Raw genomic sequence first — 23614 nt, 5'->3', positions numbered from 1 at the left:
ATGTCCACCAGGAAAGATTTTATGCCCGCAATATCGTTCGACGGCGCCCTTGCCGTACCCGGACCTTCTATCGTCGACGGCCTGTGCCACGCAGGCTGGCTCATGCAAGAGCATTTTATCTCCCCTGAACTGAGCCGCCAGCTGGCCGCCGAATGCGTGCAATCCATGCTCAGCGGCAAGATGAAGGGCGCCGGCGTGGGCAGCGGCCATGCGCCGCTGCTGCAGCCGGACATCCGCGGCGACCATATCGAATGGCTGGAAACGGGCCGCTCAACCGCTTGCGACCGTTACCTGGAGCACATGGAAGCGCTGCGCTGCATGCTCAACCGCGAGCTGTTCCTGGGGCTGGACGAGTACGAAAGCCACTTCGCCCTGTACGCGCCGGGCGCCTTTTACCGGGCCCATCTGGACCGTTTCCGCGACGACGACAAGCGCACGGTGTCCGTCGTGCTGTACCTCAACGATGACTGGCTGCCGGAGCACGGCGGCGCGCTGCGCCTGCACCCGCAGGGCGGCGAGCACGTCGATATCGCGCCGCAAGCGGGCCGCATGGCCATGTTCATGTCGGGCGAGATGCTGCACGAAGTGTTGCCGACGGCGCGCGAGCGCCTGTCGATCGCCGGCTGGTTCCGCCGCAGGGCGTGAGAAAAACTACTGCGCGTCGCGGGGCACGGCCGGCGATGCTCACGGTACTCGCGTACCGCTGCGCTTCTCGGCCGCGCCGCGCATCCGCTCGCTACGTTTTTCTTGCCCGGCAATCCCCGTCGATTTGATTGCGCGCAAGGCTGGATTTTTCCGCAGGCATAGGCTACAGTCGCAGTAAGGGCTAGAATAACTAAAATACCAATCACGCGGACAGGACGGCCAATATGAAAGTATCTGAAATTCTCCAAGTCAAGGGCAATATCCTCTACACGGTCACGCCTGACCAGCCCCTGCTTGACGCGGCCAATACCATGGCTGAAAAGGACATCGGTTCGCTGGTGGTCATGGAATTTGGCGACCTGGTCGGCATGCTGACCTTCCGCGAAGTGTTGAACGCGCTGCATGAAAACGCGGGCCAGATCGGCGGCGGAACCGTGCGCAAGCACATGGATGACCACCCGATTACCGTCACGCCTGACACGGAAGTCAATGAAGTGCGCCGCATCATGCTGGAAAAGCATGCGCGCTACCTGCCCGTCATGAATGCCAAGACCTTGCTGGGCGTCATTTCTTTCTACGACGTGGCGCGCGCCGTACTCGAAGCGCAAAGCTTTGAAAACCAGATGCTCAAGGCCTATATCCGCGACTGGCCGGCCGAAACCACCGACTAAGCTTCACTCATGCAGTAAAAACAACGCCGGCATCTGCCGGCGTTTTGCATTGTCTATCCAGGGTGGCGTCTATGCGGCGCCCTGCAGCGCTTCATTGTTCAGCCAGCTGCCCAGCGCCGCGGCCGTCATGGGGCGGGCGAACAGGAAACCTTGCGCCATGGGGCAGCCCAGCGCCTGCAGGATCTGCGCCTGGCGCTCGTCTTCCACGCCTTCCGCGATCACGGCCAGGCCCAGGTTGCGGCCCAGCTGGATGACCATTTCGGCGATGCTGCTGCCGCGCGCGGAACCCGTGATTTCCGTCACGAAGGCGCGGTCGATCTTCAGGCGATCCACTTGCAGGCGCTGCAAATACGACAGCGAGGAGAAACCCGTGCCGAAGTCGTCGATGGCGATGCTCACGCCCGTTTGCTTGATCTGCCACAACATCTTGATCAATAAATCAGGCTCTTCCATGGCCATCGATTCCGTGATTTCCAGCTCGATGAACTCGGGCGGCGCCTGCGTTTCTTCCAGCGCGGCGCGCAGCATTTCCAAAAACAGGGGGTGGCGGAATTGCACTTGCGACACGTTGACGGACATGACGAAGTTGCGGTGGCCCTGTTCGCGCAGCAGCACCAGTTCGCGGCATGCCGTGCGCAGCACCCATTCGCCCAGGTCGATGATGATGCCGGAATACTCGGCGATGGGAATAAAACGGTCGGGCGAGATGAACTTGCCGTCCGGCGTCTGCCAGCGCAGCAGCGCTTCGGCGCCCACCGGGCGGCGCGTGGTCAGGTCGATCTGCGGTTGATACACGACAAACAGCTGGCCCTGGCTGAAAGCCGTGCGCAGCGCGTGCATCATGCGCACCCGTTCGCGGATTTCGATGCCCATGCTGCGCGAGAAATAGAAATGCCCGGCGCGCTGCTGGCTTTTCGCCCGTTTCAGGGCGATATCGGCATCCTTCAGCGCATCGGCGCCCGTGCCCGCATGTTCGCCCAGCCGCACCAGGCCCAGGGTGGCGGACAATTGCACGTCCTGGCCATCGATGCTGAACGGCGCCTGAAACAGGGCCAGGATCTTGGTCGGATTGACTTGCGACGAGTCGCCCAGCACGCAAAAGATGTCGCCGCCCAGGCGCGCCACGGTCAGCTGCGGGCCCAGCTGGGTCTGCAGGCGTCCCGCCACGGCCACGAGCAGCATGTCGCCGAACTGGTGGCCCAGCGCGTCGTTGGTCTCGGCAAAATGGTCGAGGTCCACCAGCGACAGGGTGGCGTCGTCGCGCGCGGGGCCGGCCAGGGTGGCGTCGAGGATTTCCACCAGGCGCGTGCGGTTGGGCAGCTTCGACAACTGGTCGTAGAAGGCGGCATTGTGCAGGTGCGACACCAGTTCGACGTTGTCGAGGCCCACGGCGACGTTGCTGCAGAATACTTCCAGCAGGCTTTCATCGATGGCGGACAGGGGGCGCGGCAGCACCAGGTAGGCGGCCGCGTCGCGGCTGGCCTTGCCCGCGAAGTACAGGGTGGCGTAGTCGTGCGCATACACATTGCGCCGCTGCGCCAGCGTGTGCTCGACGGCAGCCATCACGCGCGGGTTTTGCAGGCCGCACAGGGCGCTGTGCGGCAAGCTGGAAAAGCTGCCCGTGCAGGCCGAGACGAGCAGTTCCCGCGAACCGTTGTCCTGCAAGTCCTGCACGCACAGCACGCCGTCGGCGCGGATGCCCAGCAGGTCGGCGATCTGCGCCAGTACGCCGGCCGAGAAGTTTTGCACGCCGTGCAGCGCCATCAGCTGCGTGCTGGCGTGGACGATGCGGTCCAGGCCGCGCCGGCTGCTGCTGATTGAACGGATCTGCTCGTACGAGCGGATGGCTGCCGTCACCGTGGTAAACAGCTTGATGCGCGTCAATTCGGACTTGGTCTTGTAGTCGTTGATGTCGAAATCGCGGATGGCGTCGATTTCCGGCGCATAGCCGGGCTGGCCCGTGCGCAGGATGATGCGCACATCCGTCATCTTGAGGGTTTCGCGGATATAACGCACCAGGTGCAGGCCCGCGTCATCCTGTTCCATCACCACGTCGAGCAGGATGACGGCGATGTCGTCTTCATGCTTGAGCAGTTCGCGCGCCTGGCCGGCCGAATACGCATGCACGAATTCCAGCGGGCGGTGCTGCATTTCCAGGTTGCCCAGGGCGAAAGTGGTGGTGGAGTGGACGTCTTCATCGTCATCGATGATCATCACCCGCCAGACGCTGCGCGGTGCGACGGCCAGCGGCGCCGCTGGTTGCTCATCGAGGAATACCAGGTCGTCGTGATCGTCCTTGTTGGCGTCAAGGGGGATGATCGGTGCGGGCATGTATAGCTTCTCCAGGATGACTCGATATTTTTACGAGCACGTCACAAAAAGCCCATGGCGTTGTTGCGTTGCCTCGCCGTACTTGCGTACTGTCTTCGGCAACGCGCCTAGCCCTGGGCATTTTGTGACGTGCTCTCGGCGCAGCCCAAATGCGGTTTGGTAACCTGTATTGTGTAGCGCGCTTTGATCCAAGTATATAGCTATTTAATAAGCAAAATGTTTTTTTAAGTCTATTCTGTGGAGCAATATTTCTTGTATTGCACGATTGCAACTCTTATTTGGTATTTTTTACATGAAAAAATACGCGGGATTTTAAAATGGCGAGACGGGCGGGGGAATATCCGGTCCTGGTGGGGCATTAGCGGCATGGCATGCCCCGCAGGCTGGTAGAATTGAGTTTTCCAGTCCTCACACTTCCTACTATGTCCGGCAATTCTTTTGGCAAGCTGTTTACTGTTACCACTTTCGGCGAATCGCATGGCCCGGCCATCGGCTGCGTGATCGATGGCTGTCCTCCGGGATTGATCCTGTCGGAAGCCGATATCCAGCCCGAGCTGGACCGCCGCAAGCCCGGCACGTCGCGCCATGTGACGCAGCGCCAGGAATCGGATACGGTGGAAATCCTCTCCGGCGTGTACCAGGGCGTGACGACGGGCACGCCGATTGCCCTGCTGATCCGCAATGAAGACCAGCGCAGCAAGGATTACGGCAATATCGCGGAAAGCTTCCGCCCCGGCCACGCCGACTACACCTACTGGCACAAGTATGGCGTGCGCGATCCGCGCGGCGGCGGACGCTCGTCGGCGCGCCTGACGGCGCCCGTCGTGGGCGCGGCGGCGATCGCCAAGAAATGGCTGCTGCAGCAGTACGGCACCACGTTCAAGGGCTGCATGAGCCAGCTGGGAGACATTCCCGTGCCGTTCCAGTCGTGGGAACACGTGCATGCGAACCCGTTCTTTGCCGCCAGCGATGACGCGGACCTGATCGCGCGCATGGAAGACGCCATGGACCAGTTGCGCCGCGACGGCGATTCCATCGGCGCGCGCATCGACGTGATCGCGCAGAACGTGCCGGTCGGCCTGGGCCAGCCCATCTACGACAAGCTCGACGCCGACATCGCCTACGCCATGATGGGCATCAATGCCGTCAAGGGCGTGGAAATCGGCGCCGGTTTCGATTCGGTGGCGCAAAAGGGTTCCGAGCACGGCGACGAACTGACGCCGGAAGGTTTTATCGGCAATAACGCCGGCGGCGTCCTGGGCGGCATTTCGACGGGGCAGGATATCAGCGTGTCGATCGCCATCAAGCCGACCTCGTCGATCCGCACGCCGCGCCGCTCGATCGACAAGGAGGGCAATCCCGTGATGGTGGAAACGTTCGGCCGCCACGACCCCTGCGTGGGCATCCGCGCCACGCCGATCGCCGAAGCCATGCTGGCGCTGGTGCTGATCGACCACGTGCTGATGCACCGCGCGCAGTGCGGCGATGTCAGCGTGAATACGCCGAAGTTGAAGTAAGCTGAATGTTGTCGGATGACGGGCCTGCGGCCCTGATCCGACCTGCGACCTGGATGGTCGTTTTCTCGTTTAACAACGACACTTGCGACACCTGACAAAACCGTAGCGAGCGGAAGGGAGAGGTGGCTAAGAAGCGCAACCGTACTAAGTACGGGGGCGCCGAGCCGGTGAGCATCGCAGGCCGCCTATGCCGACGCGCAGTAGGTTTGGTCAGGTGTTCTCATGCCACCTTATTCGCCACCAATTCCAATTGGTGGCGCATCTCCACCGACTGCACCAGCAACGCCCGGATATCGTTGATCAGGTTGAACTCCGTCTGGTTCAACTGGATCGGCGGGAAGCTGTCGTCCCAGTCGCCGTATAAAAATCCCGTGGGGTGGCCGTTGGCCGACAGGGGCAGCACGACGAAGCTGCGTGCTTCCGACAGCGTCGCTTTCCACCATTGCGGCAGCTTGGCGGCAAATTTCGGGTCGCGCGCATTGTCGATGAAGATCACGCGGTCGCTGTTGAGGGCCGCGTGGAAGACGTTCGGCTCATATGCGTCGCCAAACACCATCAGGTCCTGCAGGTCGGCCATGCCTTCGCCCATGCTGATGCGCGCCGAATACAGATGATCCCTGTGGTTGCGCACGAACGCCACCGAGCGCGAAAAATCGAAGCCCTGGTGCAGCGTTTCGAGCGCCATCGAGACCATCTGGCCCGGGCTGGCGCTGCCGATGGCGCCGCGCAGGTCGGCCAGGCCGCCGATCAGCACGCGGTTGCCTTCGGCGCGCATGCGCGTCGACGCCAGCTGGCGCGCGCGCCGTTCCGCCGGTTTCGACAGGGGCGCGATCGACAGGTCTGCCGCCGCCATCGCCTTGGCCTTGTCCACCGCCACCACCAGGTCCGTCGCGGTGATGCCCAGGGTGCCCGCATAATCGTCGATCAGCGCGTGCACCTGCGCCGCGCCGGCCGCATCGTCATGCCACAGCGAGTCGGCGCAGCGCGCCGCCATCGTCGACAGGCCCGCCATCCAGTCGGCGCCGCTGACGGGCGCATTGTCCGGCGACGGGTCCATCGGCCGCATGCCGTTGATCAGGTGTTGCGGCAAGCCCCAGTGGGCGGCCGTGGCATAGCCCACTTCCGGCAGCGACAGGCCGAGGATTTCGCGCGCGGCGGCCGCCTCGTTGCCGGGACCCGCATGCGCCTGCATGCGCGCCCAGAAGTCCGTCATGTAGAACGTCACCATCATGCGGCCCAGGGTGTGCAGCATCGAGCAGACGACGGCTTGCTCCGCCTGCAGGCTGCCGGCGCTGGTGGCCACCTGCTGCGCCACCATCCCGGCCAGCACGGCCTTTTCCATTTCCACGTGGGCGCTGACGGAATCGGGCGACGCCTGCGACAGTTCCTCGATCAGTTTCAGTCCCAGCGCCAGGTGGCCGATGGCGTCGATGCCCAGCACCAGCACGGCCTTCGAGACCGTGTTGACGCGCTGGCCGAAGGCGGAATACATGCCGCTGTTGGCCAGCCGCAGCACCTTGTGCGTGAGGACGGGGTCGGACAGCACCGTTTGCGTGATGTCGAATTCGTGGTCATCCTCGCCGCGCATGGCGCCGAGGATGGCGCTGATGGCCTTCGCGAAGCCGGGCATGTCGCCCTGCTGGCGCGTGCGCGCCCACAGCAGGTCCAGGGTGTTTTTGCCGAGCTGTGTCGGCGCCGTGAAATGACCTGGATTCATTGCACCCCTCCGCGCGGTTCATTGGCAGACGGCGCAGGCACCAGCGCCGCATAGGTTTTGTCGCTCAAGGCCGATAGCGCGGCGTGGGCCGGCATCGGTTTGCCCGTCAGGTAGCCTTGCACATACTGGCAGCCGCGCGATTCCATGAAGTGCATCTGCTCCTCGGTTTCCACGCCTTCTGCCACCACGGACAGGTTCAAATGCTTGGCCAGGTCGAGAATGGTGTTGCAGATGGCCGCATCCTTGCTCGATTCGGGCAAGTCCTTGATGAAGGTGCGGTCGATCTTCAGCACGGAAATGGGGAAGCGCTTCAGATACGCGAGCGAAGAGTAGCCGGTGCCGAAATCGTCGATGGCGATGCGCGCGCGGCGCTCCGTCATCTTGACGAGGATGGTTTCCGCATGCACGGGGTCGATCATCAGGGTGCCCTCCGTAATTTCCAGCACCAGGTGTTCGCCGGACAGCCCCGAAAACGCGATGGCGTCGTCGAGGATGTCGAGGAATTTGTCGTTGCGGAACTGGCGCGGGCTGATGTTGACGGAGATGTACAGCGGTCGTTTGGCCACCTCCTGGAACTGCTTGAGCTGTACGCAGGCCGCCTTCAGCGCCCAGGCGCCCAGCAGGTTGATCAGCCCATTGGCTTCGGCAATCGGAATGAAGCGCACGGGCGGCACCAGGCCCAGGGTCGGGTGCTTCCAGCGCATCAGGGTTTCGAATCCCTGGATCTGCCGCGTGTGCGCATCGACGATGGGCTGGTAGAAGAGTAAAAACTCGCCTTCGCGCACGGCGTGGAACATGGCCGCTTCCAGCGAAATATCGTGTTCCGACGGGCCGTTCAGGCGCGGGCTGTAGACCAGGCAGCGGGCCTTGCCCGTTTCCTTGGCGCGCGACATGGCCGCATCGGCCAGCGCCACCAGGCGCACTTCATCTTCCGCATGCAGCGGATAGATCGATACGCCGACCGAGGCGCCCACGTAGATCGTGTGGCCATCGACTTCGAACGGCGCCTGCAGGGTCGCCAGCAGGCGGCCCGTCACCAGCTTGATCTGCGCGTCCGTGGCGCTGCCGGGCAGCACGGCGACGAATTCGTCGCCGCCCACGCGCGCCAGGGTGTCGCTGTCGCGCAGCGTCTTGCGCAGGCGCGCCGCCGCCAGGCGCAGCACGGCGTCGCCGACGGGGTGGCCCAGGCCATCGTTGACCTTTTTAAAGCCATCGAGACCGATCGTGGCGACGGAAAAGCCCTGGCCCGAACGGGCGGCCTGGGCGATCACCATGCGGATGCGGTCCGACAGCAGCAAACGGTTCGGCAAGCCCGTGAGCGCATCGTGCGTGGCCATGTGGCGCAGCCGTTCTTCCGTATTGTGCTGGGCCGACGTGTCGCGCCCGACCACCAGCAATTCGGCCACGCCGGCCGCGTTCATATATGACGACAGGCGCAGCTCGAACCAGATTTCCTGGTCCGGCGTCTGCAGCCGCACTTCCAGGCGGCCCGGTTCTTCCAGGGCGTCTTCCAGCGCTGCTTGCAGCGCCGCGCGCGACGCTTCGGCGGCCAGCGGCAGCAGCAAATGGCCGGACAGGCCCGCAGGTGCGCCAAACAGGGTGGCCGCGCGCTTGCTGGCGAACAGGATCAGGCCGTCCGTATCGAGCCGGAACACGACGTCGCCTGCCTCTTCCATGAGGTTGTCCAACTCGTGGCGAGCCTCGCGGTGGGCGGCGGATGGGGTACTGGAAAACATCGTGCTGGCTTTTACCTTTTTGTTATCAGTGCCGGCGCTCGCTGCAGGGCAGGGCGCCAACGGAAAGAGTGCATCGTGCGTGACGCGTGCCATAGTGGCCGGAAGGCGGCTATCGGAACGCGATCCACACGAAATGTATCATTGAAAAGCACCCGATTACATGAAATAGAGCAACATTGCTTCAGGTTTTGTAAATATTCCTGCCTTCCATGAAAAAAATCATGCCGCGCGACACACGCAGGCATTTTCGTTCCACATGGAAACATTTATCTGCGCTTGCTTCCACTGGCGCGCTTGCCCCGTCATGCGCTTTGCGCTAGTCTGGCTGGCAGACGGTGTTGACGGTGCGCCAGCGACGGCAAGGGCGCCATGATAACAAATCGCGGGAGACCTCCATGAATGCCTTTGACACGCATGAAGTTTTCAACCAGGCCACGCCCTTTGAAAACGTCAATCTGTTCGCCTGCGACCCGGCGCTGATAGAAGCGCTGCTGCGCGAGGGCGGCGGCGCGGCGTTGCAGGAGCTCGACGCGCTGGGCGACAGGCTGGGGCGCGCCGAGACCTATGCGCTGGCGCGCCTGGCCAATATCCACACGCCCGAGCTGCAGCAGTTCGACCGGGCCGGGCGCCGCATCGACGAGGTGCTGTTCCATCCGGCCTGGCATGAGCTGATGGCCATCCTCGTGGGCGCCGGCGCGCACGCTTCGCCGTGGGCGTCGCCCGGTCCCGGCGCCCAGGTGGCGCGCGCGGCCGCCTATCTATTAGTGGGGCAGGTGGAAAACGGCACGCAATGTCCCGTGACGATGACGTATGCCTCGGTGCCGGCCTTGCGCCAGGCGCTTGATCTGCCGCAAATCGCGCAGCGCTGGCTGCCGAAAATCCTGTCGCGCGACTACGATCCCCGCTCCCTGCCCGTGGAGCAGAAGCGCGGCGCCCTGGTCGGCATGGGCATGACGGAAAAGCAGGGCGGCTCCGACGTGCGCAGCAACACCACGCGCGCTACGCAGGTGCCGCCGGCCGAGGCGCAGGCGCTGTTCGGCGACGAGGCCGCCGGCGCCTGGCGCATCGTCGGCCACAAGTGGTTTTTCTCGGCGCCCCAGTGCGACGCACATCTGATCCTGGCGCAGGCGGACGAGGGGGGATTGTCGTGCTTTTTCCTGCCCCGCTACCTGCCCGACGGCAGCCGCAACGCCATCCGCGTGCAGCGCCTGAAGGATAAGCTGGGCAACCGCTCGAATGCCTCGTCGGAAGTGGAGTTCACGAATGCCTACGGCTGGCTGGTGGGGCAGCCGGGGCGGGGCATCCCCACCATCCTGGAAATGGCCAGCCACACGCGCCTCGACTGCGTGCTGGGCAGCGCCGGCATCATGCGCGCCGCCCTGACGCAGGCGCTGCACCATGCGCGCCAGCGGGCCGTGTTCGGCAAGCCGCTGGCCGAACAGCCGCTGATGCAAAACGTGCTGGCCGACCTGGCGCTGGAATCGGAAGCCGCCACGGCGTTTGCGCTGCGCCTGGCCCGCTGTTTCGATGAAAAGGATGATGCAGGGCAAGCCATGCTGGCGCGCGTGCTCACGCCGGCCGGCAAGTACTGGATTTGCAAGCGCGGTCCCGGTTTCGGCTTCGAAGCGATGGAAGTGCTGGGCGGCACCGGTTATGTGGAAGAGGCGCCGCTGGCGCGCCTGTACCGCGAATTGCCCGTCAATTCGATCTGGGAAGGCTCGGGCAACGTCATGTGCCTCGACGTCTTGCGCGCCTTCGGCAAATCGCCGGCCGCGCGCGACGCCCTGGCGGCCGAGCTGGCGCTGGCCGGCGATGACAATGCCATTTTCACCGGCTACCGCGCGCGCCTGCTGGCTGACCTGGACGGCCCGCAGACGGATGAATTCGGCGCGCGGCAATTGGCGGAGCGCATCGTGCTGGCCGTGCAGGCGGGATTGCTGCTGCGCCATGCGCCGCCGTTCGTCGCGCAAGCGTTCCTGCAGTCGCGGCTGGTGCAGGCGCCGGGCGGGGCGTATGGCCGCTTGCCGGCAGGCACCGATTGCGCGGCCATCCTGGCGCGCGCGCTGCGCGAGTACTGAGTTTGCCTCCGCGTGGGTACGCAATTATTTCGAAAATTCCGGCCACAGGCGGGCTGGGGGCTGGGATAATGCTGCAATCCATCATTTTATCGATATACAGCGCGCTTGCGGCCCAGGCTTGCCGCCGCGCCAGCTAGCATAGAAAGAAAAACAATATGAAACAAGATCCACGCTTCCCGAATTTGTTCATTACCGATCACCCTTTGATCCAGCACAAACTGAGCCACATGCGCGAGCACGACACGTCGACGCGCACCTTCCGTGAATTGCTCAAGGAAATCACCTTGCTGATGGGCTATGAAATCACGCGCGACTTGCCGCTGACGACGCGCGAAATCAAGACGCCGCTGGTGACCATCGACGCGCCCGTCATCGCCGGCAAGAAACTGGCCATCGTGCCCATCCTGCGCGCCGGCATCGGCATGAGCGATGGCTTGCTGAACCTGGTGCCATCGGCGCGTGTGGGCCACATCGGCGTGTACCGCGACCCGGCCACGCACATGCCCGTGGAATACCTGGTGCGCCTGCCGGACTTGAACGAGCGCACCTTCATCTTGTGCGACCCGATGGTGGCGACCGGCAATTCGGCCGTGTATGCCGTCGACGTGCTGAAAAAGCGGGGCGTGACGGACGAGCAGATCATCTTCCTGGCCCTGGTTGCCGCACCGGAAGGCGTGACCGTGTTCCAGAATGCGCATCCGAACGTCAAGATGTTCTGCGCTTCGCTCGATTCGCACCTCGACGACCACGCCTACATCGTGCCGGGCCTGGGCGATGCCGGCGACCGCATCTTCGGCACCAAGTAAACCGGTTCAGGCGAGTATTGCGATGGCAACCTTGATCGACCCGGATTTTCGCGCGCGTTTGCGCGCCCTGAATGAAAAATATGCGGCTGGCGTGCCGGCCCTGATGCAGGCGATCACGCAGGCAAGCGGCCGCTGCGACAGCGAAGGCCCCCGCCTGGATCCGTTGACGGAGCTGCACCGCGCGCTGCATGCGGTGGCCGGCTCGGCCGCCACCTTCGGTTTTGCCGCGCTGGGGCAGGAGTGCCGGCGCCTCGAACAGCTGGTGCGCGCCATGCTCAATGCCCCTGCGCAAGCGGTGGCGGATTGGCCTGGCGTGCGGGCGCAAGTGGTGGCGCTACTGGACTGGGCGGGACGCGATGCGGCGGCCACCCATTTCACCGCCTAGGTGACCTCGCACATAGTCATGTGGTTGCAATGATTCATTTGATACAACGCAAAGCACCCGCGTCGCAGATTAGGATATAGTGTCTCCATGCCGCTGGTACAGGGCGCCGCAAGACGGGGATTTGGCTATTAAAGTAGTGTTCGCAAGTTTATTTTGCGAAAGAATGGTTTTTCTCAGTTTTGTTGGTATAATTGGGCATCGTTGGATTCGAGGTAGTAGTGCAGTTTGTCTGTCATTTCTTTCTTGCTTCAAACGATATAACGGGCGCAAGCCCAACTTAACTGAAATAGGAAATTGTAATGGCAACTGGCATCGTAAAATGGTTCAATGATTCGAAGGGTTTCGGCTTTATTACCCCTGACGAAGGCGGCGAAGATCTGTTCGCTCACTTCTCGGCTATCCAGTCGAACGGCTTCAAGTCCCTGCAAGAGAACCAACGCGTTTCTTTTGAAGTGACCGCTGGCCCTAAAGGCAAGCAAGCTTCGAACATTCAGCCAATCTAATACGCTGGATCAAACGAAATAAAGAAATCCTCGGTCTCCGAGGATTTTTTTTCGCCTTAATTTCCGTGAAGCATGGGTTTTGTGTGCGTTTGATGGGCTACGCGGCCTCTGCGCGGCTATCTTTCGGCTACTTTGCCTCATTGCCGGCGGGTAGGCCTGCCTGGTCAGCGCAAGTCTCTAAGCCGAGCTCTGCGGTGTTCCCATTAATGTCACGACGCCGGACAAAACCGACGCGCAGCAGGTTCGGTCCCGCGTCCTCAAATAGCCCGTTCGCGCCAGTAGTCTGGCTGTGAGTATGAGTGCCTTAAAAAATCCACGAACGCCCGTATGCGCAGCGGCAAGTGGCGGCGCTGGGCGAATACGGCGTAGATATCGTTGCCCGGGGCGGCGAACTGGTCCAGCACCGTCACCAGCTGGCCCGAGGCGATCTCGGCGCCCACTTCCCACATCGAGCGCCACGCCAGGCCCTTGCCGGCCAGCGCCCAGTCATGCAGCACTTCGCCATCGTTGCAGACCATATTGCCCGCCACCTTTAAAATTACATTCTTGCCGTTTTCGCGGAAAGTCCAGCCCCGCTGGCTGCCTTCGCTGCTGATCGCCAGGCAATTGTGCTTCGCCAAGTCGGCCGGGATGCGGGGCGTGCCCGCCCGTTTCAGATAGGCGGGGGAGCCGACCAGCACGCGCTGGTTGTCCGCCAGCTTGGTGCTCACGAGCGAGGAATCGGACAGGCTGGCGATGCGGATGGCCACGTCGATGCCTTCGCCGATCAGGTCGACGAGACGGTCGTTCAGGTTCAGCGACACCGTTACGTCGCGGTGCTCGGCCACGAACGAGGGGATCAGGGGCGCCACGTGCTGGCGGCCGAAGCCGGCAGGCGCGGAAATGAGCAGGTGGCCGCTGGCCTTCACGCTGCGCTCGGCCACGGCCGCTTCCGCCTCTTCCAGTTCCCCCAGAATGCGCTGGCAATCTTCCAGGAAGGCGGCGCCTTCATTCGTCAAGGCCAGTTTGCGCGTCGTGCGCTGGAGTAATTTGACGCCCAGGCGCTGCTCCAGCGCATCGAGGCGCCGGCCTATCATGGCTGGCGCGATGCCTTCCGCGCGCGCGGCGGCCGACAGGCTGCCCTTGGCCACTACTTCCACGAAGGTTGATATTTGTCTGAACTGGCCCATGTTGTGCTCCCGTCATGCCATCACTTGTGATAAAAACGCATAGATGAAGTGATTTTTAATCTCGTTTCCATGCCTTATAGTGCAATACTATAGAACAAACGCGCCGCCCGGCAGGGTGTTTTTGCGCCTCTGTCCAGCTTGCCCGCGCAGTCGTTCGGCTTATACTTGGATCACCAGATTACCTTTGCTTATATTTACTAAAAACCGGAGAACTTCATGACGCAGAACACGATCGCACTTCCCGAAGGCATGCAAATCACGGGTGCCATTGCACCCGGCTACGAACAGATCCTGACGCCGGCCGCGCTGGCCCTGGTGGCCAAGCTGACGCGCGCCTTCGAGCCACGCCGCCAGGAATTGCTGGCCGTGCGCGTGGAGCGGGCCAAGCGCCTCGACGCGGGCGAGCGTCCTGATTTCTTGCCAGAAACCGCACACATCCGCGACGGCGACTGGAAGATCGCGCCGATCCCGAAGGCGCTGGAATGCCGCCGCGTGGAAATCACCGGACCCGTCGAGCGCAAGATGGTCATCAACGCCTTCAATTCCGGCGCGGACAGCTACATGACGGACTTCGAAGATTCGAACACGCCGAACTGGGATAACCAGTTGACGGGCCAGATCAATATGTTCGACGCCGTGCGCAAGACGATTTCGCTGGAGCAAAATGGCAAGTCCTACAAGCTGAACGACAAGATCGCGACGCTCGTCGTGCGTCCGCGCGGCTGGCACCTCGATGAAAAGCACGTGCTGGTCGACGGCAAGCGCATTTCCGGCGGTATTTTCGATTTCGCGCTGTTCATGTTCCATAACGCCAAGGAACAACTGGCGCGCGGCGCCGGCCCGTACTTCTACCTGCCGAAGATGGAATCGCACCTGGAAGCGCGCCTGTGGAACGACATCTTCGTCATGACGCAAAACGAATTGGGCTTGCCACAAGGAACGATCAAGGCGACAGTGCTGATCGAAACCATTTTGGCCGCCTTCGAGATGGATGAAATCCTGTACGAGCTGAAAGAGCACAGCTCGGGCTTGAACGCGGGCCGCTGGGATTACATCTTCTCGTGCATCAAGAAATTCAAGCTGGACAAGGATTTCTGCCTGGCCGACCGCGCGAAAGTCACGATGACGGCGCCGTTCATGCGCGCCTACGCCTTGCTGCTGCTGAAAACCTGTCATAAGCGTGGCGCACCGGCCATCGGCGGCATGGCAGCCTTGATCCCGATCAAGAACGATCCGGAAAAGAACGACATCGCCATGGGCGGCGTGCGCAACGACAAGGCGCGCGACGCCACCGACGGCTATGACGGCGGCTGGGTGGCCCATCCGGGCCTGGTGGAACTGGCCATGGGCGAGTTCACGAAAGTGCTGGGCGACAAGCCGAACCAGATCGAGAAACAGCGTCCCGACATCGACGTGAAAGCGTCGGACTTGCTGAATTTCCAGCCGGAAGCGCCGATCACGGAAGCGGGCTTGCGCTACAACATCAACGTGGGCATCCATTACCTGGGCAGCTGGCTGGCCGGCAACGGTTGCGTGCCCATCCATAACCTGATGGAAGATGCTGCCACGGCCGAGATCAGCCGTTCGCAAGTGTGGCAATGGATTCGTTCGAGCAAGGGCGTGCTGGAAGATGGCCGCAAGGTGACGGCCGAGATGGTGCGCGCCATGATTCCGGAAGAGCTGGCCAAGGTGCAGCGCGATGCGCCGGGCGGCAACGGCCCGACCTATGTGCGTGCCGGACAAATCTTCGAGGAAATGTCGACGTCGGAATCGTTCGCCGAATTCCTGACCTTGCCGCTGTACGAAGAAATCTGATCCTGATCAACTAGATCGATAAAAAAATCCCGGCGATGCATACAAGCATCTGCCGGGATTTTTTATGGCGGTAGGGCGGACTTAAAAGCTGTTTTTCCACATCCGCAAGGCGGCAAATGCTTCCACGGGCGACGCATCGGTGGCCAGCTTGCCTTCCACCTTCAGGCTGGTCAGGATCGCCGGTTCGCTGTAGCGCAGGAAGGGATTCGTGGCCTTCTCCAGGGCAATGGTCGACGGCACGGTGGACAAGCCTTGCTGGCGCTTTTCCGTGTCGATGGCGATGCGTTCCTGCAAGGCCTGGTTGCCCGGCTCGACGGCGTTGGCGAAGCGCAGATTGGACAAGGTGTACTCATGCGCGCAAAATACCTCGGTATCGTCGGGCAGGGCGGCCAGCTTGCCCAGCGAGTCGGCCATCTGGCCCGGCGTGCCTTCGAACAGGCGGCCGCAGCCGCCCGCAAACAGGGTGTCGCCGGAGAACAGCCAGGGTGCGCCGCTGCGCTCGTCGCGCTGGCGCACGTAGGCGATATGGCCCTTCGTATGGCCGGGCACGTCGATGACGGTCAGTTGCAAGCCCAGTTCGGGCACGTGGGCGACATCGCCTTCGGCAAGCGGTTCCGTGATGGCTGTGATAGCCTCATTGCGCGGGCCGAAGACGGGGACGGCGAAATGCTGCAACAATTCAGGTACGCCGCCCGTGTGGTCGGCGTGGTGATGCGTGAGTAAAATGGCGGACAAGGTCAACTGATGGGCTTGCAGCGCATCGAGGATGGCCGTCGCATCGCCGGGGTCGACCACGGCGGCATGGCGGCCGTCATGGATCAGCCACAGGTAATTGTCGGCAAAGGCGGGCACGGCAAGTACCGATAAAGCGTGTTCAGGGGAGTGTGTCATGAGCAAAAGAGAAAACTGAATGGACAGTGTGGCATCCGAAAAATCCATTATAGCGCTTGACGGCTGGCTGCAGACACCGGCCGGTCTGTACGTGCGTGCCTGGGAGCAGCAATGCCTCGACAGCCTGACTGTCGATATCTTCGGTTTTAATGCCGTGCAGATCGGCTTGCCCCAGCTCGATGCGCTGGCGGCCAACCGCATGCCGAACAAATGGCTGCTCGATGCGCGCCTGCCGTCGCGTCCGCCGCAAGAAAGCCGCTTGACCCTCGTGTCGGCCTTCGACGAGTTGCCGTTCGACTCGCAAAGCCTGGACCTGGTGGTCTTGCCGCACGTCCTCGAATTTGCCGCCGAGCCGCACCAGGTCTTGCGCGAAGTGGAGCGCGTGCTGATTCCGGAAGGGCGTGTGATCGTCTGCGGCTTCAATCCGGCCAGCCTGTGGGGTATGCGCCAGGGACTGGGGCGGGTCACGGGCCGGCATTACTTGCCGCAGGCGGGCGAGCTGATCTCTATGCCGCGCATGAAAGACTGGTTAAAATTGCTGAACATGGGCGTGAGCCAAAGCCACTTCGGCTGCTACGCGCCTGCTTGCAGGACGGAAAAATGGCTGCGCCGCAACGCCTTCATGGACAAGGCCGGTGCGCGCTGGTGGCCATATCTGGGCGCAGTGTATATAGTGCAGGCGATCAAGCGCGTCAAAGGGATGCGTTTGATCGGTCCGGCTTGGACCAAAAAACCGGCGACGGCGCCCGCAGGCGCACCGGTCACGAATAAAAGGCGGGAACAGCAAGATGGATAAAGTTGAGATTTACGCCGATGGCGCATGCAAGGGCAATCCCGGCACGGGCGGCTGGGGCGCGCTGATGGTGGCCGATGGCGCCAAGAAAGAAATTTACGGCGGGGAACTGAATACGACGAATAACCGCATGGAATTGAAGGCCGTGATCGAAGCCTTGACGGCGCTCAAACGTCCCTGCCAAGTGGTGCTGTATACCGATAGCCAGTATGTGCAAAAGGGTATCAGCGAATGGATCCACGGCTGGAAAGCACGCGGCTGGAAAACGGCCGCCAAGGCACCAGTGAAAAACGTCGACTTGTGGCAGGCGCTCGATACGGCCCAGGCCGTGCATGAAGTGGAATGGCGCTGGGTGCGCGGCCATAACGGCCATCCGGGCAATGAGCGGGCCGATCAGCTGGCCAACCTGGGCGTGGAAACCGTGCGCGCCTGAGAACGCCCAACCAAACCTGCTGCGCGTCGCGCTTTGCGGCCGGCGATGCTCACCGGCTCGGCGCCCCCGTACCAAGTACGGTTGCGCTTCTCTGCCACAAATCACTGCCGCTCGCTACGGTTTTGTTGAGCATTCGGGCATGCCGTGATGTAATCGAAGAGCACAGGTTTGCTATACTGTGCCCTTCGCTTTTTGCTTTTAAGACTGAATCTGCCATGCGTCAAATTGTCCTCGATACTGAAACCACCGGCCTGAACCCGCGCACGGGCGACCGCATCCTGGAGATCGGGGCGGTCGAACTGAACAACCGCATGTTGACGGGGAATAATTTTCACCATTACATCAATCCCGAGCGCGACTCGGAAGAGGGTGCGCTGGCCGTCCACGGATTGACGACGGAATTCCTTAGCGACAAGCCGAAATTCGCGGAAATCGCCGACGAGTTTCGCGCCTACATCGCCGACGCCGAACTGATCATCCACAACGCCCCGTTCGATATCGGCTTCCTGAACGCGGAATTCAAGCGCTTGAACTTGCCGCCAGTCCACGAGCAAGTAAATGGTGTGATCGACACCCTGGTGCAGGCGAAGGAAATGCACCCAGGCAAGCGCAACTCGCTCGACGCCCTGTGCGACCGCTACGGCGTCTCGAACGCCCACCGCAAGCTGCACGGCGCGCTGCTTGACTCCGAATTGCTGGCTGACGTCTACCTGGCCATGACGCGCGGGCAAAACAGCCTCAGCATGGAAGAAGAGGTGGAAGTGGCCGCCGACGGCGCCGCCCTGGAAGTCGTGCCCCTGGCCGAAGTCATCTTCCAGAGCGCCAGCGCCGACGAACTGGCCGCCCACGAAGCCACCATCGCCGGCCTCGACAAGGCCGCCAAAGGCCAGTGCATCTGGACCGCCGTCACGGCGCCGCCAGCCGCCGCGTGAGAAAAAAGCGGGGCGCGCTAAATTTCCTCTCGCCAGCCCTTGCAGATGCCGCAACACCTATGCGATAATTCGCCTCGCTTCGGGAGGTTAGCTCAGGGGTAGAGCACTGCATTCACACTGCAGGGGTCGCAAGTTCGAAACTTGCACTTCCCACCAAAATTTTCGTTTGTATTCAATGATTTAGGATGTTACATCTTGTCTGAATACGAGCTTGGGGCAAACTTTGGGCAATGGGATTTCTAATCCACTGCCCAGCCTCAACGATACGGCCGCTTCCTGCGGCCGTTTTCACGTCAAGCGGGCTTAGAACGCCTGACAATCCTCTTCCTTGCTTTCAAAGCAACAAGTTCGTACACTAAGGACGCCTAACAAAACCGCTGAATGTATCTCCAGCAGATGAGTATGTAGGCAAGCGAGAGAAGCGCCTGGCGGATATCGGCACGGCGCTCGTAGCGGACGCGTAATCGGCGGAAACGGTGCAATCAGCCCAGTGTGCGCTCAACCACCCAGCGCCATTTGCCCAGGCGCTCGCGCGACACGATGTGATTGCACAGCAACGCTTTATCCGCACCCTGCCTCACACACATAAGCGATAGCAAACGATTCGTATGGCTGCAGGCTGAGGTGGTCGGTCCAGCTGTCACGCTGGGCATAGTTGCTGATCAAGCCTTGCCCGGCAATGCCGTGCAGCGTTGCCGGCAGATCCAGTTCGACGTGTTCGCCGGAGAAGTTGTTGACGACAACCAGCTGTTGGCTTCCCAAGCTGCGCCGGTAGGCGAATACCTGCGGGTGCTGCTCCAGTAACGGCAGGTATTTTCCGTAAACCATGACGTCCCAGTGCTTGCGCAGTTCGATCAGCTTCTGGTAGTGGAAGAAGACCGAATCGGGTTGTTCCAGTGCGGCCGCGACGTTGACCTCCGGGTAGTTGGGATTCAGCTTGAGCCACGGCGTGCCAGTACTGAAGCCGGCGTTGTGTGTGCTGTTCCACTGCATTGGGGTGCGTGCATTGTCCCGCCCGTTGGCGTGGATGCCGGCCATCATCGTCTCCGGTGGCACACCGGCGGCCGTGCGTTCGTGGTAGAGGTTGAGCGATTCGATGTCGCGATAGTCGTCGATGGAATCGAAACGTACATTGGTCATGCCTATTTCCTCGCCTTGATAGACGTAGGGGGTGCCCTTGAGAAAATGTAGCGCGGTGGCCAGCATCTTGGCCGACTCGACCCGGTAACGGCCGGGGTCGCCGTATTTGGATACGGCGCGCGGCAGGTCGTGGTTATTCCAGAACAGCGAATTCCAGCCGGCATCGGCCAGCTCGGTCTGCCACTTACCGATGATCTGCTTGAATTCGATCAGATCGAACGGCCGCGGCTTCCATTTCCCCTCCTTGGTATCGTGGGTCATGGTGATGTGCTCAAACTGGAAGACCATCGACAGCTCCTGACGCGCCGGGTCGGAATACAGCTTGGCTGTCTCCGGGGTGGCGCTCCAAGTCTCGCCCACCGACAATACATCGCGTGCCGCCAAGGTCGCTTGGTGCATTTGCTGCAGCAGCGGGTGCAGTTGTGCGCCGTTGGCGATGATCTGCTGGTCGACCTGTTTGCCGATGAGATCGATCACATCCATGCGGAAGCCGCCGATGCCCTTGTCCAACCACCAGTTCATCATGCGATACACCTCTGCCTGCACCTGGGGATTTTCCCAGTTCAGGTCCGGCTGTCGTTTCGAGAACAGATGGAAGTAATATTCACCGCTGGCGGCATCGTACTCCCATGCACTCCCGCCAAAATACGAACGTTGCTGGTCGGGCGGGGAGCCATCGGCGCCTGCATTGCGCCAGATGTAGTAGTCACGGTAGGGGCTATCCCTGGATTTCTTCGCCTCGATGAACCAAGCATGCTCGTCAGAGGTATGGTTGACCACAAGATCCATCAAAATACGGATGTCGCGCCTGGCCGCCTCTGCGATCAACTGCTCCATCTCGGCCAATGTGCCGAATTCGGCGGCGATATCCTGATAGTCGGAGATGTCATAGCCGTTATCGTCCATCGGCGACCGGTACACTGGCGACAGCCAGATCAGGTTGATTCCCAGATGTTGCAGGTAGTCCAGTCTGCCAATGATGCCGGCCAGATCACCGACCCCATCGTGATTGCTGTCTTGAAAACTACGAGGGTAGATCTGATACACGACGGCGTTATGCCACCATTTCTTATCCAACATGATTATCTTTCTCGCTTATTGATTGGCGGCACTGTCTTGTAACGTGCCAAGGGATCGCCAGGGGTAGGGCAGATCCGATCTCGTCTTTGAACCAGGCAGCTATGAGATCGTACACCTGGCGTCTGTCAGGACACTCAGGCTACCAACACGATCCACCGGTTTTTCCTCTTTCAAGAACTGTGGATCAGAAGAGTCTAAGCTACCGATAGCAACTCATGGCGATTCAGTGTTGATGTAACAACACCGTCACATTTGAATGCCACTATGCACCATTTCAGAATGGTGCAGCTACCTTGCCGACTCGATCCGTCATCCTGCCATGCCCCATGCAGCACTGCTGCTGGCTTGACGACGCTCGCGGCAATGCGCGGTGGCGGGATCGACAGGGGTGCGTATGTACGTCGGCGGCTTGAGCTGCAACGGGCTGGCGCTCTTCTGGGTACTGAGTGGGTTTATCGGATTAACAGGGGACGCTCATGGCGCTCCTTCCGATTTGCCGCCTACAGGTGCTGCACGTGTCAATCCCGTTTCTGATGCGGCTATTTCTCTCCTTGCTTTCAGTATCCCGGCGCAGCCGCTCAATGCGGCGCTGAACCAATATGCGGACATCACCGGACAGCCTGCATTGTTTTCCAGTGATATCGCGCATGCCCGTACCTCCACGGCGGTATACGGCCATTATTCGGCCGAAGCGGCATTGCGCATTCTGCTCGAAGGTACCGGACTGGTTGCTGACAGGCGCAGTTCTGGCCTGGGCCAGACCTTCATTCTGAAAGAGGCCGCCGTGGCATCCGCAGCACCGGCATCCACCTTGCCGCGCAATGGCATGGCGGAGCTGTTCGGCGAGGATGGCTATGCCGGGCTGGTTCAGATGCGTATCTGGCAGGCGCTGTGCTCGGATGCGCGTACCCGGCCGGGCAACTACACGTCCTTGCTGCGGTTTTACCTGGAAACGGATGGCCGCATCGGCGGCGTCCGCCTGCTCGGCAGCAGTGGCGATCCCCGTCGCGATGCCGCATTGCTGCACGCGGTGCGCGGTGTGCATATCGGCAGCGTCCCGCCAACGGCGATCGCGCGCCAGCTTTTGACCATGTTGGTTGCACCCAGCGCCCCCAGCGTGGGACCGCAGTGCGGCCAGCAGCAGGGGGAGGGCTAACCATGTCCGAAGGCACGCAGCTTTTCCTGCTGAACTACCTGGGCAAGCACTACGCCACCATCAAGCAGCGCCTGACGCGCAAGCTGGGCAATGCTGAAGATGCCGGCGATGCGCTGCACGACACCTGGCTGCGCCTCAAGGGTGGCGAAGACCTTGGGCCCGTCCAGAACCCCGGTGCCTACCTGTCCCGGATGGCGGTCAATATCGCGGTGGACGTGCAGCGCCGGCACAGCCGCCTGTTGTCAGGCGATAATATCGATGCATTGCTGGAGGAACTGGTGGACCCGGCCCCCGGCCCGGCGCGGACGGCCGAGATACGCTCGGACCTGGATGCCCTGTTCCAGCTGCTCGACCGCATGCCCGAGCGCCGCCGGGCCGTCGCGCTGCTCGTGCATGCGGAAGGCGTGACGCAAAAAGAGGCGGCCCAGCGGCTGGGTGTGTCGTTGCGGACGGTCGAATACGAATTGAAGCGCGTGCATGAGCGCCTGGACACCTATCTGGCGGCGGAGCATAAATAATGCGGGTTTTCCGGGGCGCCATTCGTCATCAAGTATGAGAGAGCAAAAAACATATGCAAGCAGCACGCAGCAGCCCGCAGGTTTCCTGCCTTGCGGCCCGGCCTGGCCGCTGGACCTGACACGATGAAGACGCCGCCGCCCAAGGACAGCCGCGCCGCTTCGTCCGCCGACCTGGAAGCCCAGGCGTGGAACTGGTTGCGCCTGCTCACCTCGGGAGACGCGCGCGAAGTGGATGCGCAACGGTTCCGGCGCTGGGTCAAGTCCAGTCCCTCGCATCAGGCCGCGTACAACGACGTGAAGCGGCGCTGGGATGCGCTTGAGGCCCCGGCCCGCGAGTTGCTGCGCGCCAGGCCGGAAGCCGTGCCGGCGCGCGCGCGCCGTCCCTTGCTTGCGCCCGGCGGACGGCGGGCTTTTCTCGGCGCTGCCATCGGCGCGGCGGCCGTCGCCGGCGTGGCCGTGGTCCATCCGCCCCTGGGCTTGTGGCCGGGACCGGACGAGTGGGCTGCAGACGAGCGCACCGCCCCTGGCGAACAGCGCACGCTGGCCCTGTCCCAGGGTGTCGACGTCATCCTCAATACGCGTACCAGCATACGCCGCCAGACCGATGGCGGCAGGCTGGTCGGCCTGGACTTGCTCACGGGCGAGGCGTCCATCGATCTGAGGGAGGCGGGGCCGGCCTTTGCCGTCGTGGCCGGCGTTGGCCGCAGCCTGCTCGAATCCGGACGGGTCGAAGTGCGCCACCTCGATGGCAAGGTTTGCGTCACCTGTATCGAAGGCGCCGTCCGCGTGGAGCATCCGGCCGGCGCGCGTCAGCTGCATGCGCGCCAGCAATTGGTTTATGGCGCCAGTTCGCTGGGCGACATCGCTGGCATCGACCCGAAAACAGAGTCGGCCTGGCGCCAGGGGATGCTGGTGTTTGACCAGGCCCCCCTGGCCGACGTGCTCGACGAAATCAATCGTTACCGCGCCGGCCGCGTGGTGCTGATGAACGATGCCGTGCGCAACAAGCCCGTCAGCGGGCGTTTCTTCACGGCCTCGCTGGACCTGGCGCTGTGGCAGCTGCAGGAATCGTTTCAGCTGCAGGCACGGTCGCTGCCGGCGGGATTGCTGCTCTTGAGCTGAACGGCTCGCTCCATCGTGTTGCACGGCAAGTCCCGGCACGTTGGCGCGCGTGTCGCCCGGCGTTGTGCGCCGTATTTTGCTCTTTATGCAGAGGTTTCAAAAAAGTTTCAAAAAAGTTTGCGGTATTTGCGTGGTGCGGTTCGTCACCCTTGCATAGGGGCTCTTCCTGTCGCCGG

The 23614-nt window shown here is 62.0% G+C and carries 20 protein-coding genes, 1 tRNA gene and 1 pseudogene; 15 read left to right on the top strand and 7 right to left on the bottom strand.

Annotated features, from left to right (window positions below; all coding sequences use genetic code 11):
• The first annotated feature begins 21 nt into the window (after window positions 1-21).
• Window positions 22-645, top strand: coding sequence for a 2OG-Fe(II) oxygenase (locus O3301_RS04715; RefSeq protein ID WP_305055696.1), 624 nt, complete (start codon window positions 22-24; stop codon window positions 643-645).
• 224 nt (window positions 646-869) lie between these two features.
• Window positions 870-1316, top strand: a complete 447-nt coding sequence (locus tag O3301_RS04710; protein WP_010398828.1) for a CBS domain-containing protein — start codon at window positions 870-872, stop codon at window positions 1314-1316.
• 69 nt (window positions 1317-1385) lie between these two features.
• On the opposite strand, the gene O3301_RS04705 is transcribed toward O3301_RS04710, so the two are convergent.
• A complete protein-coding gene (locus O3301_RS04705; RefSeq protein ID WP_289904785.1) occupies window positions 1386-3647 on the bottom strand; it encodes a bifunctional diguanylate cyclase/phosphodiesterase in 2262 nt (753 codons plus the stop codon).
• A gap of 422 nt (window positions 3648-4069) precedes the next feature.
• Here O3301_RS04705 and aroC point away from each other — a divergent pair, with 422 nt between their 5' ends.
• Window positions 4070-5164: a chorismate synthase gene (gene aroC, locus O3301_RS04700; RefSeq protein WP_305055695.1), complete on the top strand. Its 1095-nt coding sequence runs from the start codon at window positions 4070-4072 to the stop codon at window positions 5162-5164.
• A gap of 220 nt (window positions 5165-5384) precedes the next feature.
• Here aroC and O3301_RS04695 read toward each other — a convergent pair whose 3' ends face one another.
• Window positions 5385-6881 (bottom strand): HDOD domain-containing protein, encoded by a 1497-nt coding sequence (locus O3301_RS04695; RefSeq protein ID WP_251348431.1) that lies wholly within the window; start codon window positions 6879-6881, stop codon window positions 5385-5387.
• The gene (locus O3301_RS04690; protein ID WP_099668486.1) at window positions 6878-8617 is read right to left on the bottom strand and encodes a bifunctional diguanylate cyclase/phosphodiesterase; all 1740 of its coding nucleotides are present in this window, start codon (window positions 8615-8617) and stop codon (window positions 6878-6880) included. Before O3301_RS04690 ends, O3301_RS04695 begins: the two co-directional genes overlap by 4 nt.
• A 395-nt stretch (window positions 8618-9012) precedes the next feature.
• On the opposite strand from O3301_RS04690, the gene O3301_RS04685 reads away from it, so the two are divergent.
• The 4 genes from O3301_RS04685 to O3301_RS04670 all read left to right on the top strand — a co-directional run bounded on the left by O3301_RS04685 (window position 9013) and on the right by O3301_RS04670 (window position 12389).
• The gene (locus O3301_RS04685; protein ID WP_305055694.1) at window positions 9013-10695 is read left to right on the top strand and encodes an isovaleryl-CoA dehydrogenase; all 1683 of its coding nucleotides are present in this window, start codon (window positions 9013-9015) and stop codon (window positions 10693-10695) included.
• Window positions 10696-10850: 155 nt separating this feature from the next.
• Window positions 10851-11501, top strand: coding sequence for a uracil phosphoribosyltransferase (gene upp, locus O3301_RS04680; protein WP_010398816.1), 651 nt, complete (start codon window positions 10851-10853; stop codon window positions 11499-11501).
• A 22-nt stretch (window positions 11502-11523) separates the two neighbouring features.
• Window positions 11524-11886, top strand: a complete 363-nt coding sequence (locus O3301_RS04675) for an Hpt domain-containing protein (RefSeq protein WP_305052218.1) — start codon at window positions 11524-11526, stop codon at window positions 11884-11886.
• Window positions 11887-12185: 299 nt separating this feature from the next.
• Window positions 12186-12389 (top strand): cold-shock protein, encoded by a 204-nt coding sequence (locus tag O3301_RS04670; protein ID WP_010398811.1) that lies wholly within the window; start codon window positions 12186-12188, stop codon window positions 12387-12389.
• 257 nt (window positions 12390-12646) lie between these two features.
• On the opposite strand, the gene O3301_RS04665 is transcribed toward O3301_RS04670, so the two are convergent.
• Window positions 12647-13558 (bottom strand): LysR family transcriptional regulator, encoded by a 912-nt coding sequence (locus O3301_RS04665; protein ID WP_035819455.1) that lies wholly within the window; start codon window positions 13556-13558, stop codon window positions 12647-12649.
• Between the two features lie 216 nt (window positions 13559-13774).
• On the opposite strand from O3301_RS04665, the gene aceB reads away from it, so the two are divergent.
• Window positions 13775-15373: a malate synthase A gene (aceB, locus tag O3301_RS04660; protein ID WP_289910360.1), complete on the top strand. Its 1599-nt coding sequence runs from the start codon at window positions 13775-13777 to the stop codon at window positions 15371-15373.
• A gap of 81 nt (window positions 15374-15454) precedes the next feature.
• Here the strand turns inward: aceB and gloB are convergent, their stop codons facing one another.
• Entirely contained in the window at window positions 15455-16264 is an 810-nt protein-coding gene (gene gloB, locus O3301_RS04655; protein WP_305055693.1) for a hydroxyacylglutathione hydrolase, read from the bottom strand.
• 19 nt (window positions 16265-16283) lie between these two features.
• Between gloB and O3301_RS04650 the strand changes: the two genes are divergently transcribed.
• The 4 genes from O3301_RS04650 to O3301_RS04635 all read left to right on the top strand — a co-directional run bounded on the left by O3301_RS04650 (window position 16284) and on the right by O3301_RS04635 (window position 18578).
• A complete protein-coding gene (locus O3301_RS04650; protein WP_289897638.1) occupies window positions 16284-17060 on the top strand; it encodes a class I SAM-dependent methyltransferase in 777 nt (258 codons plus the stop codon).
• On the top strand, window positions 17053-17490 hold the full coding sequence (gene rnhA / locus O3301_RS04645) for a ribonuclease HI (protein WP_034784447.1): 438 nt from the start codon (window positions 17053-17055) through the stop codon (window positions 17488-17490). The genes O3301_RS04650 and rnhA overlap by 8 nt, the downstream gene beginning before the upstream one ends.
• 215 nt (window positions 17491-17705) lie before the next feature.
• Window positions 17706-18422, top strand: a complete 717-nt coding sequence (dnaQ, locus tag O3301_RS04640) for a DNA polymerase III subunit epsilon (RefSeq protein WP_305055692.1) — start codon at window positions 17706-17708, stop codon at window positions 18420-18422.
• A gap of 81 nt (window positions 18423-18503) precedes the next feature.
• A tRNA-Val gene (locus O3301_RS04635) sits at window positions 18504-18578 on the top strand.
• A 209-nt stretch (window positions 18579-18787) separates the two neighbouring features.
• On the opposite strand, the pseudogene O3301_RS04630 reads toward O3301_RS04635, so the two are convergent.
• Both O3301_RS04630 and O3301_RS04625 read right to left on the bottom strand, forming a co-directional pair.
• Window positions 18788-18946, bottom strand: a pseudogene (locus O3301_RS04630) (transposase); the annotation flags it as partial.
• 37 nt (window positions 18947-18983) lie between these two features.
• Entirely contained in the window at window positions 18984-20642 is a 1659-nt protein-coding gene (locus O3301_RS04625; protein ID WP_305055691.1) for an alpha-glucosidase, read from the bottom strand.
• A gap of 394 nt (window positions 20643-21036) precedes the next feature.
• On the opposite strand from O3301_RS04625, the gene O3301_RS04620 reads away from it, so the two are divergent.
• From O3301_RS04620 to O3301_RS04610, 3 genes are all read left to right on the top strand, one after another.
• Window positions 21037-21798, top strand: coding sequence for a TonB C-terminal domain-containing protein (locus O3301_RS04620; protein ID WP_305055690.1), 762 nt, complete (start codon window positions 21037-21039; stop codon window positions 21796-21798).
• 2 nt (window positions 21799-21800) lie between these two features.
• Window positions 21801-22316, top strand: a complete 516-nt coding sequence (locus tag O3301_RS04615) for an RNA polymerase sigma factor (protein WP_289914496.1) — start codon at window positions 21801-21803, stop codon at window positions 22314-22316.
• A gap of 123 nt (window positions 22317-22439) precedes the next feature.
• Complete coding sequence (locus tag O3301_RS04610; protein WP_305055689.1) at window positions 22440-23438, top strand: FecR domain-containing protein; 999 nt, start codon at window positions 22440-22442, stop codon at window positions 23436-23438.
• The last annotated feature ends 176 nt before the right edge of the window (window positions 23439-23614 follow it).

Source organism: Janthinobacterium sp. SUN211 (genome assembly GCF_030587315.1).
GTDB classification, from domain to species: Bacteria; Pseudomonadota; Gammaproteobacteria; order Burkholderiales; family Burkholderiaceae_D; genus Janthinobacterium; species Janthinobacterium kumbetense.
Note: the sequence above shows the minus strand (reverse complement) of the source record. Positions and strands in the feature narration are given on the sequence as shown.

Coding starts and splice junctions, on each gene's coding strand:
- O3301_RS04710 (WP_010398828.1), top strand. CDS start 870: ATGAAAGTATCTGAAATTCTCCAAGTCAAGGGCAATATCCTCTACACG.
- O3301_RS04670 (WP_010398811.1), top strand. CDS start 12,186: ATGGCAACTGGCATCGTAAAATGGTTCAATGATTCGAAGGGTTTCGGC.
- aroC (WP_305055695.1), top strand. CDS start 4,070: ATGTCCGGCAATTCTTTTGGCAAGCTGTTTACTGTTACCACTTTCGGC.
- O3301_RS04650 (WP_289897638.1), top strand. CDS start 16,284: ATGGACAGTGTGGCATCCGAAAAATCCATTATAGCGCTTGACGGCTGG.
- O3301_RS04685 (WP_305055694.1), top strand. CDS start 9,013: ATGAATGCCTTTGACACGCATGAAGTTTTCAACCAGGCCACGCCCTTT.
- rnhA (WP_034784447.1), top strand. CDS start 17,053: ATGGATAAAGTTGAGATTTACGCCGATGGCGCATGCAAGGGCAATCCC.
- O3301_RS04665 (WP_035819455.1), bottom strand. CDS start 13,558: ATGGGCCAGTTCAGACAAATATCAACCTTCGTGGAAGTAGTGGCCAAG.
- aceB (WP_289910360.1), top strand. CDS start 13,775: ATGACGCAGAACACGATCGCACTTCCCGAAGGCATGCAAATCACGGGT.
- O3301_RS04615 (WP_289914496.1), top strand. CDS start 21,801: ATGTCCGAAGGCACGCAGCTTTTCCTGCTGAACTACCTGGGCAAGCAC.
- O3301_RS04610 (WP_305055689.1), top strand. CDS start 22,440: ATGAAGACGCCGCCGCCCAAGGACAGCCGCGCCGCTTCGTCCGCCGAC.
- O3301_RS04715 (WP_305055696.1), top strand. CDS start 22: ATGCCCGCAATATCGTTCGACGGCGCCCTTGCCGTACCCGGACCTTCT.
- O3301_RS04620 (WP_305055690.1), top strand. CDS start 21,037: ATGTACGTCGGCGGCTTGAGCTGCAACGGGCTGGCGCTCTTCTGGGTA.
- upp (WP_010398816.1), top strand. CDS start 10,851: ATGAAACAAGATCCACGCTTCCCGAATTTGTTCATTACCGATCACCCT.
- dnaQ (WP_305055692.1), top strand. CDS start 17,706: ATGCGTCAAATTGTCCTCGATACTGAAACCACCGGCCTGAACCCGCGC.
- O3301_RS04675 (WP_305052218.1), top strand. CDS start 11,524: ATGGCAACCTTGATCGACCCGGATTTTCGCGCGCGTTTGCGCGCCCTG.
- O3301_RS04625 (WP_305055691.1), bottom strand. CDS start 20,642: ATGTTGGATAAGAAATGGTGGCATAACGCCGTCGTGTATCAGATCTAC.
- O3301_RS04695 (WP_251348431.1), bottom strand. CDS start 6,881: ATGAATCCAGGTCATTTCACGGCGCCGACACAGCTCGGCAAAAACACC.
- O3301_RS04705 (WP_289904785.1), bottom strand. CDS start 3,647: ATGCCCGCACCGATCATCCCCCTTGACGCCAACAAGGACGATCACGAC.
- O3301_RS04690 (WP_099668486.1), bottom strand. CDS start 8,617: ATGTTTTCCAGTACCCCATCCGCCGCCCACCGCGAGGCTCGCCACGAG.
- gloB (WP_305055693.1), bottom strand. CDS start 16,264: ATGACACACTCCCCTGAACACGCTTTATCGGTACTTGCCGTGCCCGCC.